Raw genomic sequence first — 19,096 nt, 5'->3', positions numbered from 1 at the left:
CTAGACTGTCTCAAGACGGCCATGGTGGTCCGCCCTGCTCAGGTATGCGACATCAGTGGCCCGATGCACCCGCAGCGCCAATGCCGGTTTCCGAACGCACCTGCTGCGCCAGGAAGCCGGCGCGGTCAATCTGGGCCTGCTTGCTGTTGTCCAGGATGGAGAACAGCCAGATACCCAGAAAGCCGAGGGTCATGGAGAACAACGCAGGCGAGGCATAAGGGAACAGCGCCGAGCCCTTTGGATTGCCCAATGTGGCTTCCCAGACAGAAGGCGAAACCACCGTCAGCGCCACCGACGAGATCAGGCCCATAAAGCCGCCAATCACTGCGCCGCGGGTCGTGCAGTCTTTCCACAGTACTGACATGAACAGCACCGGGAAGTTGGCCGAAGCTGCAATCGCAAAGGCCAGTGAGACCATGAAGGCGATGTTCTGCTTTTCAAATGCAATGCCCAGGACCACGGCAATAACGCCCAGCACCAAGGTGGTAATTTTCGAGATGCGCAATTCCGAAGTGCTGTCAGCCTTGCCCTTCTTGATCACCGTGGCATACAGGTCATGCGAGACCGCAGAAGCACCCGACAGTGTGAGGCCGGCCACCACGGCAACGATGGTTGCAAAAGCCACCGCCGAGATGAACCCCAGGAACACGTTGCCGCCCACGGCGTTGGCCAGGTGAATGGCTGCCATGTTGTTGCCGCCAAGCAGGCCGCCCTTGGCGTCAAGGAATGACGGATTGGTCAACACGAAGCTGATGGCGCCAAAACCGATGATGAAGGTCAGCAGGTAGAAGTAGCCGATCCAGCCAGTCGCCCACATTACCGACTTGCGCGCTTCCTTGGCGCTGGGTACGGTAAAAAAGCGCATCAGGATGTGCGGCAGGCCGGCGGTGCCGAACATCAGCGCCATGCCAAAGGAGATGGCAGAAATCGGGTCTTTGACGAAGTTGCCGGGGCCCATGATGGACTGGCCGAGCTTGGCGGCTTCTTCAGCCGTCTTGCCGGTGCTGGAAGCCAGGTCCGCTTTTATCTTCACCGCCTGGGCAAACATCGCTTCAGGGCTGAAACCGAAATTCCAGAGCACCATGATCGCCATGAAACTCGCGCCGCCCAACAGCATGACAGCCTTGATGATCTGCACCCAGGTGGTGGCCGTCATGCCGCCAAACAACACGTAAATCATCATCAGCGAACCGACAATGACCACCGCGATCCAGTATTCCAGGCCAAACAGCAGCTTGATCAGCTGACCGGCGCCCACCATCTGGGCAATCAGGTAAAAGGCCACCACAACCAGGGTTCCCGAGGCCGCAAAAATGCGGACCGGCGCCTGCTTGAAGCGAAAAGCCGCCACGTCGGCAAATGTGAACTTGCCCAGGTTGCGCAAGCGTTCGGCCATCAGGAAGGTGATGACCGGCCAGCCGACCAGAAAGCCAATGGAGAAAATCAGGCCGTCAAAGCCGCTGGCCATCACGGCCGCTGAAATACCCAGGAAAGAAGCGGCCGACATATAGTCGCCGGCAATCGCCAGGCCGTTCTGAAAGCCGGTGATGCCGCCACCGCCGGTGTAGAAATCAGCAGCGGACTTGGTCTTGGACGCGGCCCACTTGGTGATGAACAGTGTCAACACCACAAAGCCTCCGAACATGCCAATGGCCGTCCAGTTGGTAGGCTGCTTGACAGCCTGCCCCAGGTCTGCGCCGGCGGACCAGGCTGCAGCCGATACGCCAAACAAGGCCAGCAGCGTCAGGATGCGCCGAATGTTGTCAGATTTGAAATTCATTTGAGCACCGCCTTGGTCACTTCTGCCGTCAGGTCGTCAAACTCTTTGTTGGCGCGCGTGACATAAATGGCCGTGATCACGATGGTGAAAATAATCACGCCAAAGCCGATGGGAATACCGACGGTCATGACGCCCTCGCCCAGCCGCTGCGAAAGAAAGGGCTTGTTAAAGGCCACCAGCAAAATGAAGCCGTAGTAAACGACCATCATTGCCAGCGTGAGCCACCAGCCGTAGCTGGTGCGCTTGGCCTTTAGCTCCTGGTACTTTGGATTGCTAACAATCCGTTGAACCAAATCATCTTCCATATCGTCGTCTCCTGGTAATAGTCAAAATGCAATGCAAGCTGCAACGGACCGAAGATTAAGCGGGACGACTTACCACCTACTTACCAAACGCTTACCCAAAACTTACCAATCCTTGTCAAGAGAACGGTGAATATCTCGGAGATGGCTTGGCCATTTCACTTCCAGCTCAATGCAATAGGTTATTACCCGCATTGCCGTTGAGCAAACACTGACAAAAGTAGGTTATTTGATAATTTATGCGTTCGCAAATGCCTGTTTGATTTCATCGAGCGCGCGGCTCGGTCATCCCCAGATCAAAAAATATTTTTCGTGATTGTGAGGCGGCAACCCGTTGATTGCCGCTCTGCGCCTGGGAATGATGCGATCACGGAGAGTGCAGGGCTCAAAAGTCCGGTGTTGAACAGGAACCGCATCAGGCGGCGCACTCATCCGGACATCCGAATGACGATGCCCCCGCTCCCTTAATAGCCACGCACAGGATCGACGACGCCGGCCACCGGCTCGCCGTCTTGCAGTGCGGCGATCTTGCCGGCAATCTGGGCAATGCTTTCCTCGCGCAGCGTGCGGGCCGACGTGTGCGGCGTCACGGTGATGCGGGGGTGTCTCCAGAAGGGATGTGCCGCAGGCAGCGGCTCGGTGCGAAACACATCGAGCGTGGCCCCGGCCAGGTGGCCGCTGTCAATGAGCGCGATCAGGTCGTCGTCCACCAGATGGCTGCCGCGCGCCACGTTGATGACATAGCCGCCCGGCTGCAAGCGGGCCAGCGTGCCCTGGCACATGATGTTGTCGGTGTCCGGCGTCAGGGGCAGCAGGCACACCAGAATACGGCTGGCCGCCAGGAATTTGTTGAAACCCGCCTCGCCTGAAAAGCAATGCACGCCGGGGATGGATTTGGCGGAACGGCTCCAGCCCATCACCGGGAAATCAAACTGCGCCAGCGCCCGGCTGACCCGTTCGCCCAGGACGCCCAGGCCCATGACGCCGACCGGGAAATCCTCGCGCATCCGGGGTTTTCGGTAAGACCATTTGCCTTGGGCAACATCGGCCTCGTAGCCGTCGAACTCCCGAAAATGCCGGATCACCGCATGGCTGACATATTCGGCCATTTGAACCGACATGCCGGCGTCGTCCAGCCGCACGACCGGAACGCCAGGCGGCAGGCGCAGCTTCATCAGCGCATCAACCCCGGCGCCGATGTTGAAGATGCCCTTGAGCTGCGTCTGCTCGTCCATGAACTGCTGTGGCGGCGTCCAGACCACGGCATAGTCTGCAGGCGGTGCGCCCGCTGACCAGACTTCCACCTCGGCGCCGGGAAAGGCGTCACCAAAGCCGTCAAGCCAGGGCTGGGCTTTGGTACCGGTACAGCAAAAAAGGATGCGCATTCAGGCTTTCATCAAGTTCGTAGCGATTTTCAGCAATTCCGATCCTTCGGTCACCTGGTCGCCGGGGGCATACATCAGTTCCTCGACCACGCCATCGGCGGGAGCGGCAATCGTATGTTCCATTTTCATCGCTTCCATCACCGCCAGCGGTTGCCCCTTTTTGACCATGTCGCCGGCCTTGACGGAAAACGACAAAATCTTGCCGGGCATGGGCGCGGTCAGCCGGCCGCCTTCGGTGTGGCTTTCGCCGGCATGCGCCAGCAGGTCAATGGCGGTGATCCGGGTCGCGCCACGCGCGGTAAAAACGTGGTCTACCTCGCCTTGCGTGTAGACCGTTGCCGTCAGGCGCTGGCCGGCGAACTGGATGTCGATGCCTTGCGCGCCTTGGGAGAACACCAGCGGACCCGACACGTCGCCTACCGTCAACTGCAAGGCGCCGTCGTGTTGACAGGTCAATACGGCTTTCGCTGGCTCGCCATGGAAGTCGAACTCGAAAGGCCGCTGCGTCACGCCATGCGTTTGCCAGCCGTCGCGGCGGCTGAACGGGTCGCTGCCCTCGCCGGCTTTTTCGTCCAGCAGCGTCCGGGCAATCGCGCTGGCCGCTGCCATTGGCAGGCCGACCGGCTCCTGCTTGAACAGCACCGCTTCTTCGCGCGGGATCAAGGCGGTGTCCAGATTGGCCTCGGCAAACGACGGGCTGCGCACCACATAGCGCAAAAACTGCACATTGGTGCTCAAGCCCACGATACGCGTCTGTGCCAGCGCCTCGTCCATGCGCGCCAGCGCTTCTTCACGTGTCTGGCCGTGCACGATCAGCTTGGCGACCATCGAGTCGTAAAACGGCGAAATCGTGTCACCCTGGCGCACGCCGTCGTCGATCCGCACCGTGCCGCGCTCGAATGCCGTACACGCCGGCTTGTCGTACACCTGCAGCGTGCCAGTGGTCGGCAAAAAATTGTTGTCCGGGTTTTCAGCGCAGATGCGCGCCTCGATGGCATGGCCATTGATCTTCAACTGGTCCTGCGGCAGCGGCAGCGGCTCGCCCGACGCCACGCGCAATTGCCACTCAACCAAGTCCAGGCCGGTGATGGCTTCGGTCACCGGATGCTCGACCTGCAGCCTTGTATTCATCTCCATAAAGAAGAAATTCATGCTGCCCTCGGCGCGCTGCTCGACGATGAATTCGACCGTGCCGGCGCCCACATAGTTGACCGCACGGGCTGCAGCCACGGCGGCTTCGCCCATCTGGGCGCGCATTTCCGGCGTCATGCCGGGGGCCGGCGCTTCTTCGAGCACCTTCTGATGCCGGCGCTGCACCGAGCAGTCGCGCTCGAACAGGTAAACATAGTTGCCGTGCATGTCGCCGAACACCTGGATTTCGATATGGCGCGGACGCTGGGCATATTTTTCGACCAGCACCGTGTCGTTGCCAAAACTGTTGATGGCTTCGCGCTGGCACGAGGCCAGCGCGGCGGCGAAATCCTCGGATTTTTCCACCGCCCGCATGCCCTTGCCGCCGCCGCCCGCGCTGGCCTTGATCAGCACCGGGTAGCCGATGCGGTCGGCTTCGCGCTGGAGCAGCGCCGGGTCCTGGTCCGCGCCGTGGTAACCCGGCACCAGCGGCACGCCGGCCTTTTCCATCAGTTGCTTGGACTCGGCCTTCAGGCCCATGGCCTTGATGGCCGACGCTGGCGGGCCGATGAAGACCAGCCCGGCGTTGGCGCACGCTTGGGCAAACTCCTCGTTCTCGCTCAAAAAGCCGTAGCCGGGGTGAATCGCCTCGGCGCCCGTCGCTTGGGCCGCTTCAATGATTTTTTCCCAGCGCAGGTAGCTGTCTTTCGGCGCACTGCCACCGATATGCACGGCTTCGTCGCAACAGCCCACATGCTTGGCACTGGCGTCGGCATCCGAATAAACCGCCACGGTCTTGACGGCCATGCGTCGGGCAGTGGCAGCAACGCGGCAGGCAATCTCGCCCCGGTTGGCGATCAGTATTTTTTTAAACATGTTTGGTCTTTGTATTCTTCAAGTCAAAAGGTGCAGCCGCATGAAGCAAGCTCCCCGCTACCGCATCAAACGCAGTTTTTGGCCGGCCTCGCGTATCAAACAAGGTTGGCCGCATGGGTTGCCCATCGGCGCGGCGGGGGCCCTGCATGCCCCGGTTCATCCAGCTTTCTTCGTCGGTCACATTCCACATCACGACCATTTCGACCGCAGCATGACCGGCGCAGGTGTCCATGAAGTCTTGTAGAGCGCGGCGGTCGCTGCGTCCCGGTCTGACACCGTACCGGGTTGCAGCGCATCACGTACATCCAGTTCGGTGATTTGAATGCCCAGGCCGAGCGCGCGCAGTTCATCAAAAAAGCGGGAAAGCCGGGTAGCGGAAAACTTGCGCGACACATCCAGGTGCGCTTGCAAGCCCATCACATCAACCGGCGTCTTTCGTTTGATCCATTGCTCGAGCATGCGCAGCACGGCCGTCCGGCGACGTTCGCACCAAGGCTCGTCCTGCTCCATACCGTAGTCGTTGTAGGCGAGTTTGGCGCGTGGGTCCGATGCACGCGCGAGTTCAAACAGCTCCGGGTATCGGTCCTTGCCCCACAGCTCCGATAAAACCGATTCACGAAGGCCGCTTTTGTTTTTCTGGTCCCCGTCGATCACTTCATTGAGCACGTCCCATGTGTGAATACGGCCACGGTATCGGGCTGTCATGGCTTGCAGATGGGCGGATTGCGCCACTGCGAACGCCTTGCGTGTCGCAGTCGAAAGGTAAGCGGGCGTGGACTGATGCCATGCCAGCGTGTGGCCGCGCAGGGCTGCGCCCAAGCTTTCCGCAGTGTCAGCGACCCAATCAGCGCGGGTGTAGTCGGACACACCCGCCGCGTTTTCGATGTTGCGCCACTTCATGGCGTTTTCAGCAGTGATGACACCTGCATGCTGGCGCAGCAAACTTTTGACAGGCTCCTTGTTGGCGTACCCAGAATCAATCGCAAACCCGAATCTTCGGCCACTGCCAAGCGCTGCATCGTTCAGGACCAGCCCGTCTTGCGCGCGCGCCAATCCGGCGGTGCCGACACACATCCCGGATGCCCACTTCAGAATTTCCCGGCGTTGCATCGTCATCGCGCAGCAGGTTGGTCAATCATGTCCAACGTCCTTGGAAAAAGGCGGTTTGAAGGTAAAAGCAGGCAACAAACCCGGGTCGGGCTTACCGCTGAAAATACGGGCGACACGGGTGAACAACTGCTTTAAAAACCGACAGCATCGACGAATCAGCCAGACGCTGAGCACCAGCACCACAAGCAGCAAGGGCATAAAGACAAAGGGATGCGCCACCGCCAGCCACAGCCCGGCAGGCACTAGGCTGTCCTCGACCAGCGAGGTGCCGATGTTGCTGAACGGCTCGGGCGAGGTGTTGATCGCCGCCCGTGACGTCGCCTTGGCGGCAAAACTGGTTCCAGCCAAGGTGCCGCCTACGAGAGCAGCTACCAAACTCATGGCAGCGCTGTCAGCACTGAAAACACCGGCCGCCAGCGCTGCACCCGCCGGAATACGGATCACCGTGTGCACCACATCCCAGAGCGAGTCGAGCCCGGGAATCTTGTCGGCAAAAAACTCGACAAACACCATGAAGCCACTGGCGCCCAGCACCACCGGATTGGCCAGCAGGTGCAGCCCCTGCGGCAATTGCATCCAGCCCATGTAGCCGGCCAGACCGGTCAGCAACAGCACCAGGTACAGGCGTATGCCGCTGGCCCAGCCGACAGCGCCGGCCAGGGCGACCAGTTGCGCGGTATCCAAGGCTTGCATGGTGAAGCTCCTTTGAAAACTCAGGCCAGCCAGGACGGCTTGCGCTTTTGCAGGAAAGATTGCACGCCTTCCCGACCTTCGCTGCTGGTGCGAATGTCGGCAATGCCTTCGACCGTGCGGCCGATCAGCGGCGCCTCGATGTCTCGGCCTGCCACTTCCTGCACCAGGGTCTTGCAGCTGCGCACGGCGTTCGGGCTGGCGTTGACCAGTGCCTGCGTCAACTCCGCCACCTTGGCGTCCAGCTGATCGGCGCTGACCACTTCATGCACGAAACCAATGCGGTGCGCTTCTTTCGCATCGAAGCGCTCGGCCGTCAGAAAGTAGCGGTGCGCCGCGCGCGCGCCCATGGCGCGGATCACATACGGGCTGATGGTCGCCGGAATCAAGCCCAGCTTGACTTCGCTCAGGCAGAAGTTCGCCGTATCGACGCTGACGGCCATGTCGCAGGCCGCCACCAGCCCCATGCCGCCGGCATACACATCGCCCTGGATGCGGGCGATGGTCGGCTTGGGGCATTCGTACATCACGCGCAGCATCTCGGCCAGTTGCGCCGCGTCGGCCAGGTTTTCGTCGCGCGTGTAGTCGGCCATGCGGCGCATCCAGTTCAGGTCGGCCCCGGCGCAAAAAGCCGGTCCGGTGGCGGCCAGCACCACGGCGCGCACCTCGGCGCGGCTGGCGGCGTCCTGGAAGGCGGCGGTGATCTCGGCGATCACCTCGTCGTTGAAGGAGTTGCGGATGTCGGGGCGGCTGAGCGTGATGGTCAGCACGGCGCCCTGTTGGGTGGTTTGAAGTGCGCTCATGATTTAGTGACTCCGGCCTCTGCTTCGGCCAACAAAGTTTCAATAAACGCCTTGATCGGCGCGAAAGCCGTGTGGTCGTAATTCACAAGCTGGTGTTCTGGATGCCTGTCTTGCGCTTTGAAGACATTGCCGTAGGCGTTGCCCAGTTTGGCACTCAGCCACGCCTGCACGGCAATCTTGTCTTTTTTCGCCAGCGTCCTTTCGCCAAGGTGCGGACTGACGCAATCCCGAAAATTTATGGCGCAATCGGCAATCGGGTCGCCTGTCCAGGCATCGAGCACCAGCGCCTCAAAAGCGCCGGCTGCGTCATCGCGTGGGAGTTGCAGCTTCTTGCAGGGACGCTTGATGGACGGCTCAACGTCCTTAAACAATTGAGCCCATCGCTGCGCAGTAGCTGCGGCGTCTTCTTCACTGTCCGCAATGACGCCGACGACTTTCAACGGTCCGAGGCTGCGAACTTTCAATACCCGGAACCGCTTGGGGAAATTATCTTTTCCACCAACGCATTCAATGTCAATTTTTTCAGCGCGCTGGCCAAACCACTGCTCGCACATTTTCTGCACCAGATACTCTTCGTCCTGGCCTTCGACCAGCAGCAGCACGGGCGCGGTGATGGCTTCATTACCCGTCTTAACAGGCTTATCGAACTTCATAGCCCGCTTCCATCACCGTATCCAACATTTCATCGTTAATCACCACTGCGCGGATATTGTCGCCATCGCGCTCCAAGCGAATCAGCTGGAAGTCTTTCAGGTTATCGGCATCGGCAAATGTTTTGTAAGCAGCGCGAATGCAATCCCAACTGTGGGTAGTCATCAAGGTTTGTACATCATGCTTGACCGCAATATCCTGAATGCCTTGGAATAGCGTAGGCAGCGACGAATAATGAATTCCATTTTCAACTTCGTCGATCAGCGCCAGTTTCGCATCCGTCACCAGCAAGCTGCAATATAAATATACCAGCCGGGAAAATCCGTGACCTAGTTGCGGCAAGGGCAGCGCCTCGCCATCGCCTTCCAGTTCTACATAAATTCGCTGTTCTCCATCTGGCAATAAAGAATGTATGTCTTCCAAGCGTGGATCAATACGGCGAAGCATGCTCAAAAGAATCTTCTTCTTTCTATTCATGATAGTTTTGTCGAACAACCGCGCTACATCAAACTGATTTGGCAAATGAACGGAAACAGCCAAAGGATTGATAAACAAAACCTCTTTGACTGCATCATCTGCGGTTATTAAATTATTTTCCAATACTTTAAAAATAGATGAATCGATCTCACGCTGATTTGCGATGTTAGGACCTTTGACTAAACGCTTAATATATATATCGTTATTTCTTACTTCACGAACAGCAAAGAATTTATCACTTTCTCTATCACGATTATTTTTTGTTCTTAGAACTTTATTTTGGTCGTCATACAAATCGACACACCATTGCCTTTTCCCCAAGACCGATTGCAGATAACGTTGACGATCCTGTCCTTCGGCGACACGAAACAGTGTAGGAATCTGCTCGTAGTTCCCAATATCACTCGCCCCCAAATAAACCGCCTCCAGCAACGAAGTCTTTCCCACGTTCTGCCCACCCAAAATCAAATTGACTTTGCGCAGAGGCGCTATCAACGTGTCCTTGAAGCCTTTAAAGCCCTGAATATGAATACTGGTCAACATAGGAGTTCTTTCTTTTCAAAACAGAGAGCCACCTATGCTAAGGTGCTTTTTCGGGTCCATGCAGCCATGGCTTACATCCTGAACAAACCAAACTTCGTCTCGGCAATCGGCGCATTCTGCGAAGCGCTCAGCCCAAGCGCCAGCACGCGGCGGGTGTCGGCCGGGTCGATCACGCCGTCGTCCCAGAGCCGCGCCGTCGCGTAGTACGGATGGCCCTGGTGTTCGAACTGGCTGCGAATCGGCGCCTTGAAGGCTTCTTCTTCGTCTGCCGTCCACGCGCCGCCCTTGCCCTCGATGCCGTCGCGCTTGACGGTGGCCAGCACGCCGGCCGCCTGGTCGCCGCCCATCACGCTGATGCGCGCATTCGGCCACATCCACAGGAAGCGCGGCGAAAACGCCCGGCCGCACATGCCGTAGTTGCCGGCGCCAAAACTGCCGCCAATGATGATCGTGAACTTGGGCACTGCGGCGGTCGCCACGGCGGTGACCATCTTGGCGCCGTTGCGGGCAATGCCCTCGTTCTCGTACTTGCGGCCGACCATGAAGCCGGTGATGTTCTGCAAAAACACCAGCGGAATCTTGCGCTGGCAGCACAACTCGATGAAGTGCGTCGCCTTGAGCGCCGATTCGCTGAACAAGATGCCGTTGTTGGCAATGATGCCGACCGGCATGCCTTCGATGTGCGCAAAGCCGCAAACAATGGTGGTGCCGTAGCGCGCCTTGAACTCGTCAAAGTCGCTGCCATCGACGATGCGGGCGATGATTTCGCGCACATCGAAGGGCTTGCGCACATCAACGGGAATCACGCCGTAAAGCTCCTCTGCTACGAATTTAGGAGCTATTGGCGCCCGCCCAGCATGCGCCGGAGCCTTGTTCTTATTCAAATTCTTGACCGAAGCCCGCGCCAGCGCCAGCGCATGCAGGTCGTTTTGCGCCAGATGGTCGGCCACGCCCGACAGCCGGGTGTGCACGTCGCCGCCGCCCAGGTCTTCGGCCGTCACGACTTCTCCGGTCGCGGCCTTCACCAGCGGCGGGCCGCCCAGGAAAATCGTTCCCTGGTTCTTGACGATGATGCTTTCGTCGCTCATGGCGGGCACATACGCGCCGCCTGCGGTGCAGCTGCCCATGACCACGGCGATCTGCGAAATGCCCAGCGAGCTCATGGTCGCCTGGTTGAAAAAGATGCGGCCGAAATGGTCGCGGTCGGGGAACACCTCGTCCTGGTTCGGCAGGTTGGCGCCGCCCGAATCGACCAGGTAAATGCAGGTCAGGTTGTTTTGCTGGGCAATTTCCTGTGCGCGCAAATGCTTCTTGACGGTCAGCGGGTAGTAGGTGCCGCCCTTCACGGTGGCGTCATTGCACACGATCATGCAGTCCACGCCGCTGACGCGGCCAATGCCGACGATCAGGCCGGCGCAGGGCGCGTCGCCCTTGTACATGCCGAGCGCGGCCAGCGGCGCGACTTCCAGGAACGGCGTGCCGGGGTCGAGCAGCATCTGCACCCGGTCGCGCGGCAGCAGCTTGCCGCGCGCCGTGTGCCGGGCGCGGGACACTTCGCCGCCGCCGGCGGCGGACTTGGCCAGCTGCACATGCAGGTCATCGACCAGCGCGCGCATGGCGCTGGCATTGGCCTGAAAGTCGGCGGAACGGGCGTTGAGTTTGGATTCGAGCGTGGTCATGTTTCCGTGTTCTTTCAGACGTGTCAGGCGGTTTTTTCTTCGTCCAGCCCGAGCTGATTTTTCATTTCGTCGCGGATCTTGAACTTCTGGATCTTGCCGGTCACCGTCATCGGGAAACCCGGTACGAAACGAATGTAGCGCGGCACCTTGTAGTGCGCAATCTGGCCTTTGCAGAACTCGCGCACCTCGTCCTCGGTCAGCGTTTCGCCGGGCCGCGTGACGACCCAGGCGCAGAGTTCTTCGCCGTAGCGCTTGTCGGGCAGGCCGACGACCTGCGCGTCCTGTACTTTCGGGTGACGGTAAAGGAATTCCTCGATTTCGCGCGGGTAGATGTTCTCGCCGCCGCGAATCACCATGTCCTTGATGCGGCCGACGATGTTGACGTAGCCTTCGCTGTCCATGGTGGCCAGGTCGCCGGTGTGCATCCAGCCGTCGGCGTCAATCGCCTCCGCCGTGCGTCCCGGGTCGTCCCAGTAACCGTGCATGACCGAATAACCGCGTGTGCAGAATTCGCCCGACACGTCCGTCGCGACGATCTCGCCACTCTTGGGGTCGATGATCTTGACGTCGAGGTGCGGCTGCACCAGGCCGACGGTCGAGACGCGCTTGGCCAGCGGCGTGTCGACCGAACTCTGGCAACTCACGGGACTGGTCTCGGTCATGCCGTAGGCAATCGTGATCTGGCCCAGGTTCATGTCGCTGACGACGCGCTTCATCACCTCGGTCGGGCACGGCGAGCCGGCCATGATGCCGGTGCGCAGCGTGGACAGGTCAAACTCGGCAAAGCGCGGGTGGTCCAGTTCGGCGATGAACATTGTCGGCACGCCGTGCAGGCCGGTGCATTTCTCGTCTTGCACCGCTTGCAGCACGCTCAAGGGCTCGAAACCGTCGTTTGGATAAACGATGGTTGCGCCGTGCGTCAGGCACGCCAGATTGCCCAGCACCATGCCGAAGCAGTGGTAGAGCGGCACCGGAATGCACAGCCGGTCGGCCGGCGTGAGCCGCATCGCTTCACCGATGAAAAAGCCGTTGTTCAGGATGTTGCGGTGCGTCAGCGTCGCGCCCTTGGGAAAGCCGGTGGTGCCGCTGGTGAACTGGATGTTGATGGGGTCGGTGGCCTTGAGCGTGGCGGCGATGTCAGCCAGCCGCGCATCATCGGGATTGCCGCTGGCGAGCAGGCTTGAAAAACGCGTCAGGCCGGGCTGGTCGTGTTCAGAGGAGTGCTGCCCGGCTTCGTCAATCCAGACCACGGTTTTCAGATGCGGCAGCGTCACGGATTCAAGCTGGCCGGGCTGGCCGTGCGCCCACTCGGGCGCCAGTTCGCGCAGCATGCCAAGGTAATCGCTGGTCTTGAACCGGGCCATGCTGACCAGCGCCTTGCAACCGGCCTTGTTCAACGCATATTCGACCTCCGCCGTGCGGTAGGCCGGGTTGATGTTGACCAGCACCAGCCCGACCTTGGCGGTGGCCAGCTGCAGCAGCAGCCATTCGGCATTGTTGTGCGACCAGATGCCGACGCGCTCGCCCGGCTGCAGGCCCAGGCCGAGCAGCGCGCTGGCCAGGCAGTCGGTTTCACGCTGCAGTTCGCGGTAGCTGTAGCGGCGGCCCTGGTGAACGCTGACCAGCGCTTCGTGGTCGGGCTGGCGTGCCGCGATGGCATCGAAAAATACGCCGATCGGCTGCTCGATCAGCGGCACATCGGTGGTGCCACTGGCGCAGCTTCGGGTGAAAGGTGGCGTGAAGGGCGAGGCTGCGGGACGCGATGCGGAAAGGTCTTCGCTCATGGTTGTCTCCTTGCGGCCGCCGGCACACGCGGCCAGTGACAGTATGGCGCATGCCCGGCGAAGCGCGTCATCGGACAAAGCCACGATGGTTGCAAATCGTGCCACGGCGCCCCACACTTGGGCCCATGCCATCATCCCTCTTTGCCACGGCCGCAACGCCGCCTCCGGGTGCGCCCGCCGTCACACCGATTGCCTTCGTCCAGGCGATCCTGCTGGCCTATGCGCAGCGCGGCATGGATCCGGCCGGCGCGCTGGCGCAGGCACACATCGCGCCGGCGGCCTTGCTTGATGCGTCATCGCGCATCACCGCCTGGCAGATGGAACGCATCTCGGGCCTGGCGATGCAGCAACTGGATGATGAGGCGCTGGGCTGGTTCAGCCGGCGCCTGCCCTGGGGCAGCTATGGCATGCTCGCGCGGGCGTCGCTCAGCGCGCCGACGCTGGGTGTGGCGCTCAAGCGCTGGTGCCGGCACCACGGACTGATTGCCGACGACATCGCCTTGACGCTTGGCGTGGCAGGCGACACGGCCAGCGTGTCCATCACCGAGCGGCGCGACCTGGGCGCCCTGCGCGAATTCTGCCTGGTTTCGGTGCTGCGCAACCTCCTGGGCGTGGCCTGCTGGCTGATCGACTCGCGCATCCCGCTGCTGGGCGCGCAACTGCCGTTTGACGCGCCGCTGCACCGGGAGGTGTACGCCGTGCTGTTCACAGGCCCCACCGCGTTCGACAGCGCACCGGCAGCAATCTCTTTTGACGCCCGTTATCTGACACTGCCGCTGCGGCGCGACGAGCGCGCCTTGCAGCAGATGCTGCAGCGCGCCCTGCCGTTGACGGTGCTGCCCTACCGGCGCGACCGCTTGCTGGTGCAGCGCGTGCGCCAGGCGCTGGCCGCGCATCCGGCGCAAACCCATGGCGCCGATGCGCTGGCGGCGATGCTGCATGTCTCGCCGCGGACCCTGCACCGGCAGCTGAAGGAAGAAGGCGCGTCATTGCAGGGGCTGAAGGACGAGATGCGGCGCGCGCGGGCGATGGAACTGCTGCTGCGCACCCGCCGCCCCATCAAGCAGGTGGCCGAAGCCGCCGGCTTTCAGAACGAGAAAAGCTTCATGCGCGCTTTCAAAGGCTGGACCGGCCAGTCGCCCGCAGAATTTAGGCAACACCGTCAAGGCCTGGCGGCTGAAAAGCCGTGAGCGCCTGCAGCGGCTTCCCGTGTCGCCCTGCCTGCTATTTCAAAAAGAAAGGCGGCGTTCCGTAGGTGGACGCCGGGACCACATCGGAAACCGGCGCGGCGTCGGTCGGAAACGCCCCCCGAATCCCGATCTGAGCGCAGACATTGTTTGAATAACTTGAACGAAGCGTCACGCGGGTCGTGTCGACCGCCTTGAAAAAATAGAGGTACGCGCCGCCACTGTCAACCACCGGAATGCCCAGATAGGGTGTTCCCATGGCGCCAGACAGCGAATAAGGCAGGCCGGTGCAATCGGCCGTGGTGTAGTAAACCGATTCGAACTCCGTCCACCGGGCGCCGTTGCTCGGGTAGGTGCACACGCGGTTGGCATCGCAGGTCTGGTCCGGGTAAAGCCCTGTGATCGTCGCCAGCTGGTTGTCGAAAGTTGTCAGGATGGCAGAGCTTCCGATGGCCCGTCCCATGGTCCGGCCTGTCGAATCGACCCATTTGATGGCGGCTTTGTCGGCTTTGTCGCCTTTGTCGCCTTTGTCAGATTTTTCGCTCTGGTGCCTGTGCTTGTCGGCCTTGCCCGAATCGGCCCACGTCCGCGAACTGGTGCGGTTCGGACTGGCGACGCGTTCCGACCTGGACACATCAGGCTTGGCGGGAGGGGCACTGGCTTCCGGTGGCAACTGCGCATGGCTTGCAAGCGCCAGGGTGAGCAATGAAAGGCCAAGGACAGAGGATTTTGTGACAAATTTCATGGGTGATGCTGTTTTTAGAAAGCACCAATTTAGAGCCTGTTTCGAAGCAAAAACCAGAAAAAATTTGAAATTCAATGCAACTTATCACATTTTAGGTTAATGAAAAAAGGGCATCAGTTGCTTCAACCTCGGGCAGTGCAGGCACTTCAGGCATTTCCGGCGCCACAGCCGGATCGATTCGGCAAGGAAATCACTCCGCCGCGAGCAGCGCCGGCACCTCGGCCATGTGGCCAAACAGGCGGCTGGCGCCCGCCTGCCTCAAGGCCGGGCCCTGTCCGGGCGTCGGGCAATAGGCCCAGACGGTGGCGCCAGCGGCCACACCCGCCGCCACGCCGGTCGTCGTGTCCTCGATCACTAGGCAATGCGCGCCCGCCGCGCCCAGCTGCGCCGCTGCTGCCAGGTACACATCGGGCGCCGGTTTGGAGCGCGGCATTTCCTGGCCGCTGAAGATGCGGCCGTCAAACCAGGGCATCAGCCCGACCTGCGCCAGTTGCATTTCCACCTTGAAGCGGTCGGCGCCGGACGCGCAGGCAATGCCCTGGCCGGCATGCGCGTGCGCGGCGGCCACCGCCTCGTGCGCACCGGCAATGGCCACCAGCCGCGCCTGCAATTCGCGGTTGCGCCGCGTGTAAAACTCGGCCATCCAGGCCTCGGTCAGCGGCCGGCCGGTGTTGGTTTCGATCAGCACGCGCTCGTCGCGCACCGCCTTGCCGACGAACACGCGCATGCATTCTTCGGGCGACAGCGTCCAGCCGCTTTCAGCCAGCAACTCGCGCAGCACGCCGTTGGTGATGGGCTCGCTGTCCACCAGCACGCCGTCGCAGTCGAACAAGATGGCTTCAAACTTCATATTTACTCACTTATTAATAGCTGCTTGCGCCCGTCAATCGTGCGCAAGAGCCCTTTTTGATATTAAAGCTGGTTGCCATCGACGTAAAACCAACGCCCCGACTCGCGCACAAAGCGGCTGCGCTCGCGCAGTCGCACCGCGCGGCCGCCTTCCCGGTAGCGGGCGACGAACTCGACTTCGGCGTGGTCGGCGTCTTGCACCGTGTGCGAGCGCACGTCCAGGCCCAGCCATTTTGCGGCCGGGTCAAGCACAAGGCCTGTCGGTCGCGTGCTGGCATGCCAAGTGGCCAATAGATAGTCGCGTCGCCCCAGCACGAAGGCGCTGTAGCGCGAGCGCATCAGCGATTCGGCGTCGGGCGCAGGGTGTTTATCGAAATCATCCAGGTAGCGGCCGCAGCAGGCGGGGAAAGGCAGGGGCTGATTTTGGGCAGGCTTGGTTTTAGCGGGTGTATTCGTTGGGGTGCGACCGCAGGGGCAAGGAGTGGTCATGCGTTGAGAGCTTCCATGCCAAAGGCGAAATTCGCGCCGTTTGGACACTCAGGGAGATTTTTCACAGTGCTGATTTTTGCAAAATTCAGAATGATAGATGAATGTTCCACACTGAGAATTACCGGTTTCAACCAACCTATCAAATGATTTGTAGCGGCCGTCACGAAGGTGCGTGGTGGCCAGGTAATTTCGGACAGTTCGATGGATTTTTCAGATGTCGATCCACGCTCGAAAGCGTTCGGTGACATGTTGCCCAATTTTGAGTGCAGCCTGATCGCGTTGTAAAAGCCAACAATGTAATCAGCGATATCGTTTGACGCCTCAAAATGATTGGCATAGTCCTTTTGCCAGACCCGCTCCATTTTCAGGTTCAAGAAGAAACGCTCCATGACCGCGTTGACGCTCTTATGTCAAGCAATAAATGCAGCGTCCTTCAAATCAGCCAAGATGAGTGGATGTAGCGCACGAACAATGTAGTGTTTCAAACAGCGGTGAATCTCCTTTTTTGACAGTCCTTCACCTGTGCGCCGCGCTATATATTGCCCTGCGCGCGCGTCGCTTCGCATGCGCACCATCGCAATCGTTCGCAACGCGTTATTGGCCTGACGATTTCCGCCACGATTTAGCCGATGCCCTTGTGTTTATCCAGAAGACGCCTGCAGGGGACTGGTTACGCAAAGCGCGGCCAGTGCGGCCTCACTGTGTAACCGAGTGGGCGTATCGCCAGCGGCTACCAGCAAGGTTGCTGCCGTTTGCGGTCCTGCGCCAAAGCGGTCGAGCAATCTGGGGACGGCTTTTTTGGTCAACCGAGCCAGGTGTGCATCGAGTTCACGTAGCGCTTCATTAAGAGCTTTCCACCGCTTGGCCAGCAAACGCAGCGCTGTCTGCAGACTGACCAGTGCCACTGAGAGAGCATCGCAAGTCAGTGCCATACATGCCGCAATGCACTTTGCAGCCGCTGTCTTGTAGACAGCATCGCGGAGCGGCTGAGCCGGATGCCCATCAGCAGTAGCAGGCCATTGAAGGTGTCTACGGCGGAGTGCACGCCTTCGGACAGCATGGCCGAGCTGCCTGTGATGCCGGCAACCGTGAACTTCGTGACGGCAATGGCGACATTGACACTGATCGCACCGTAGATTGCCAGCGGGGAGTGCGACATGGCGGCACGCGCGTCAAGCCTGGGCCTTGGTGTCGCTCATGTCATGCGCCCCAGTGCCCAGCGGCCTGCTGCGGCCGAAGCGGCGGTCAGCACCGTGCCCCAGGCAATATCGACCAACGCCAGGCGCAACGGCCATCCCCTCAGCGTGGCCAGGTTGCTCAAGTCATAGGTGGCATAAGCAAAAAAGCCGAACAGCGCACCGGCCAACACCGCGCGCGACCAAGGCACATCTGTCGGCGCTGTAAGGCCCCCAGACCAAGCCGTGGGGGCAACGGCAAAAAGCAACACACCAACCGGGTACAGCAGCCAGAAAACGCCGCCCGCCACCAGGTTGGGTGGGTCGACCATCAAATGCCCGATGCCGTCGCGGTAGAAGGACTTGGCGACAAAACCGAGCCAGACCATATCCAGGACCAGAATGGTCGCCGTAGCGGCACCGTAGGAGGCAAGGTAGTTCAGCATGTCGGTTTCATCCTGCGTTAATTTGTGGGTCAAGGAAATTCAGTGATGCGGATCGGTGCCAACAGGTGTTTGAAGTCAGGTCACGCAACAGGGGTTGTCTTGCCCAGGACAGTGACAGTGACACGCGTGCAGGCGTCGGGACGCGTAGCCTGTTGGCATCGGACATGTCAGCCCTTCGTGCAAGGCAATCATGTGCTCACATCCTCTTGGCTTGGCCGTCGCCTGCCTGGGAAAAAAGCGTTCGTGCGAGCTATGTACTCGCGGTAACCTGGACGTCTGTCAGCAATGTCTTTCTCCTGCAACGCCACACCCGAAACCTTGAAAAGCAGAACGGTCATGAGCGCGGGAGACGCGACGGCCCACCAGTTTTGTGGTGACAGCGCAATTGCATAGAAGCCCCACCACACACAAAACTCGCCAAAGTAATTGGGGTGGCGGGAATATCGCCATAAACCAGTGTCCATAACCTGCCCTTTATGGGCTGCGTTCGACTTAAAGCGGGCCAGCTGCCAATCTGCTGCTGCTTCAAACAAGGCGCCGACTACAACGACGCACACACCCGCCCAGTCAAGCCAGTGCCAAGGTCTCGGGTTCACCACAGCGGCAAGCACGGACCAAGAAACAAGCCACGCCAGCATGGCTTGCAAAACGAACACCAGCACCAGACTTTTCCACCGAAAATGGGGCTCGTTGCGGGCGCGAATGGCTTGGTAGCGTCGATCTTCCGGCTTGCCCCAATGGCGCCAGGTGATATGAGTCGCCAACCTCACCGTCCACAGTGCAACCAGTGTGACCATGACGATCGCCCGGGGGCCGGTTTGCAGCGAGGCTAATGCGTAGGTTGCTGAGCCAGCCAGAATCAGCAGCGGCCACACGCTGTCGACAATGCTGACATCGTTGTTGCGCAAGCTAAGTACCCATGCACCGAATGCCAACAGGACCATGAACAGCAAGCCTTGCAGCGCAACGGTCAGCATATCGCGCGGGGCGCGAT

At 60.3% G+C, this 19,096-nt stretch carries 17 protein-coding genes and 3 pseudogenes; 1 reads left to right on the top strand and 19 read right to left on the bottom strand.

Annotation, left to right across the window (positions count from 1 at the left end):
• Window positions 1-52: 52 nt before the first annotated feature.
• The 11 genes and pseudogenes from IWX85_RS07725 to IWX85_RS07670 all read right to left on the bottom strand — a co-directional run bounded on the left by IWX85_RS07725 (window position 53) and on the right by IWX85_RS07670 (window position 13,211).
• A complete protein-coding gene (locus tag IWX85_RS07725) occupies window positions 53-1,780 on the bottom strand; it encodes a cation acetate symporter (protein WP_036806412.1) in 1,728 nt (575 codons plus the stop codon).
• The gene (locus IWX85_RS07720; protein ID WP_036806415.1) at window positions 1,777-2,085 is read right to left on the bottom strand and encodes a DUF485 domain-containing protein; all 309 of its coding nucleotides are present in this window, start codon (window positions 2,083-2,085) and stop codon (window positions 1,777-1,779) included. Before IWX85_RS07720 ends, IWX85_RS07725 begins: the two co-directional genes overlap by 4 nt.
• A 461-nt stretch (window positions 2,086-2,546) precedes the next feature.
• Complete coding sequence (locus IWX85_RS07715) at window positions 2,547-3,467, bottom strand: glyoxylate/hydroxypyruvate reductase A (protein WP_196869351.1); 921 nt, start codon at window positions 3,465-3,467, stop codon at window positions 2,547-2,549.
• Entirely contained in the window at window positions 3,468-5,474 is a 2,007-nt protein-coding gene (locus IWX85_RS07710) for an acetyl/propionyl/methylcrotonyl-CoA carboxylase subunit alpha (RefSeq protein ID WP_196869350.1), read from the bottom strand.
• Window positions 5,467-6,548: pseudogene (locus IWX85_RS07700) on the bottom strand (endo-1,4-beta-xylanase). The gene IWX85_RS07710 and the pseudogene IWX85_RS07700 overlap by 8 nt, the downstream one beginning before the upstream one ends.
• A gap of 57 nt (window positions 6,549-6,605) precedes the next feature.
• The gene (locus IWX85_RS07695) at window positions 6,606-7,277 is read right to left on the bottom strand and encodes a DUF4126 domain-containing protein (protein ID WP_196869347.1); all 672 of its coding nucleotides are present in this window, start codon (window positions 7,275-7,277) and stop codon (window positions 6,606-6,608) included.
• Between the two features lie 20 nt (window positions 7,278-7,297).
• Complete coding sequence (locus IWX85_RS07690) at window positions 7,298-8,077, bottom strand: enoyl-CoA hydratase/isomerase family protein (RefSeq protein WP_196869346.1); 780 nt, start codon at window positions 8,075-8,077, stop codon at window positions 7,298-7,300.
• On the bottom strand, window positions 8,074-8,730 hold the full coding sequence (locus tag IWX85_RS07685; RefSeq protein ID WP_196869345.1) for a DUF3226 domain-containing protein: 657 nt from the start codon (window positions 8,728-8,730) through the stop codon (window positions 8,074-8,076). Before IWX85_RS07685 ends, IWX85_RS07690 begins: the two co-directional genes overlap by 4 nt.
• Window positions 8,717-9,748 (bottom strand): ATP/GTP-binding protein, encoded by a 1,032-nt coding sequence (locus IWX85_RS07680; protein WP_196869344.1) that lies wholly within the window; start codon window positions 9,746-9,748, stop codon window positions 8,717-8,719. Before IWX85_RS07680 ends, IWX85_RS07685 begins: the two co-directional genes overlap by 14 nt.
• A 71-nt stretch (window positions 9,749-9,819) precedes the next feature.
• Window positions 9,820-11,427 carry a carboxyl transferase domain-containing protein gene (locus IWX85_RS07675; protein WP_196869343.1) on the bottom strand — a complete coding sequence of 536 codons (1,608 nt, stop codon included), beginning with the start codon at window positions 11,425-11,427 and terminating at the stop codon, window positions 9,820-9,822.
• A 23-nt stretch (window positions 11,428-11,450) separates the two neighbouring features.
• Entirely contained in the window at window positions 11,451-13,211 is a 1,761-nt protein-coding gene (locus tag IWX85_RS07670) for an AMP-binding protein (protein WP_196869342.1), read from the bottom strand.
• A 125-nt stretch (window positions 13,212-13,336) separates the two neighbouring features.
• On the opposite strand from IWX85_RS07670, the gene IWX85_RS07665 reads away from it, so the two are divergent.
• Window positions 13,337-14,401 carry an AraC family transcriptional regulator gene (locus IWX85_RS07665; protein WP_196869341.1) on the top strand — a complete coding sequence of 355 codons (1,065 nt, stop codon included), beginning with the start codon at window positions 13,337-13,339 and terminating at the stop codon, window positions 14,399-14,401.
• A gap of 34 nt (window positions 14,402-14,435) precedes the next feature.
• Here the strand turns inward: IWX85_RS07665 and IWX85_RS07660 are convergent, their stop codons facing one another.
• The 8 genes and pseudogenes from IWX85_RS07660 to IWX85_RS07625 form a co-directional block, all read right to left on the bottom strand.
• On the bottom strand, window positions 14,436-15,143 hold the full coding sequence (locus tag IWX85_RS07660; RefSeq protein WP_196869340.1) for a hypothetical protein: 708 nt from the start codon (window positions 15,141-15,143) through the stop codon (window positions 14,436-14,438).
• 190 nt (window positions 15,144-15,333) lie between these two features.
• Window positions 15,334-15,993, bottom strand: a complete 660-nt coding sequence (locus IWX85_RS07655) for an HAD family phosphatase (protein ID WP_196869339.1) — start codon at window positions 15,991-15,993, stop codon at window positions 15,334-15,336.
• A 62-nt stretch (window positions 15,994-16,055) separates the two neighbouring features.
• A complete protein-coding gene (locus IWX85_RS07650) occupies window positions 16,056-16,481 on the bottom strand; it encodes a YchJ family protein (RefSeq protein ID WP_196869338.1) in 426 nt (141 codons plus the stop codon).
• A 227-nt stretch (window positions 16,482-16,708) separates the two neighbouring features.
• A pseudogene (locus IWX85_RS07645) lies at window positions 16,709-16,879 on the bottom strand (IS3 family transposase); the annotation flags it as partial.
• A gap of 243 nt (window positions 16,880-17,122) precedes the next feature.
• Window positions 17,123-17,413 (bottom strand): transposase, encoded by a 291-nt coding sequence (locus tag IWX85_RS07640; protein ID WP_231379615.1) that lies wholly within the window; start codon window positions 17,411-17,413, stop codon window positions 17,123-17,125.
• 50 nt (window positions 17,414-17,463) lie between these two features.
• Window positions 17,464-17,640 (bottom strand): annotated as a pseudogene (locus IWX85_RS07635) (cation transporter); the annotation flags it as partial.
• Between the two features lie 36 nt (window positions 17,641-17,676).
• Window positions 17,677-18,135, bottom strand: coding sequence for a DUF2177 family protein (locus IWX85_RS07630; protein WP_231379614.1), 459 nt, complete (start codon window positions 18,133-18,135; stop codon window positions 17,677-17,679).
• 155 nt (window positions 18,136-18,290) lie between these two features.
• On the bottom strand, window positions 18,291-19,079 hold the full coding sequence (locus tag IWX85_RS07625) for a DUF1295 domain-containing protein (protein ID WP_196869336.1): 789 nt from the start codon (window positions 19,077-19,079) through the stop codon (window positions 18,291-18,293).
• Between the last annotated feature and the right edge of the window lie 17 nt (window positions 19,080-19,096).

Origin of the sequence: Polaromonas sp. CG_9.11, assembly GCF_015752225.1 — a bacterium.
Lineage (GTDB): Bacteria > Pseudomonadota > Gammaproteobacteria > Burkholderiales > Burkholderiaceae_C > Polaromonas.
The sequence above is the reverse complement of the archived record's forward strand: the minus strand, read 5'-3'. Positions and strand labels throughout refer to the sequence as shown.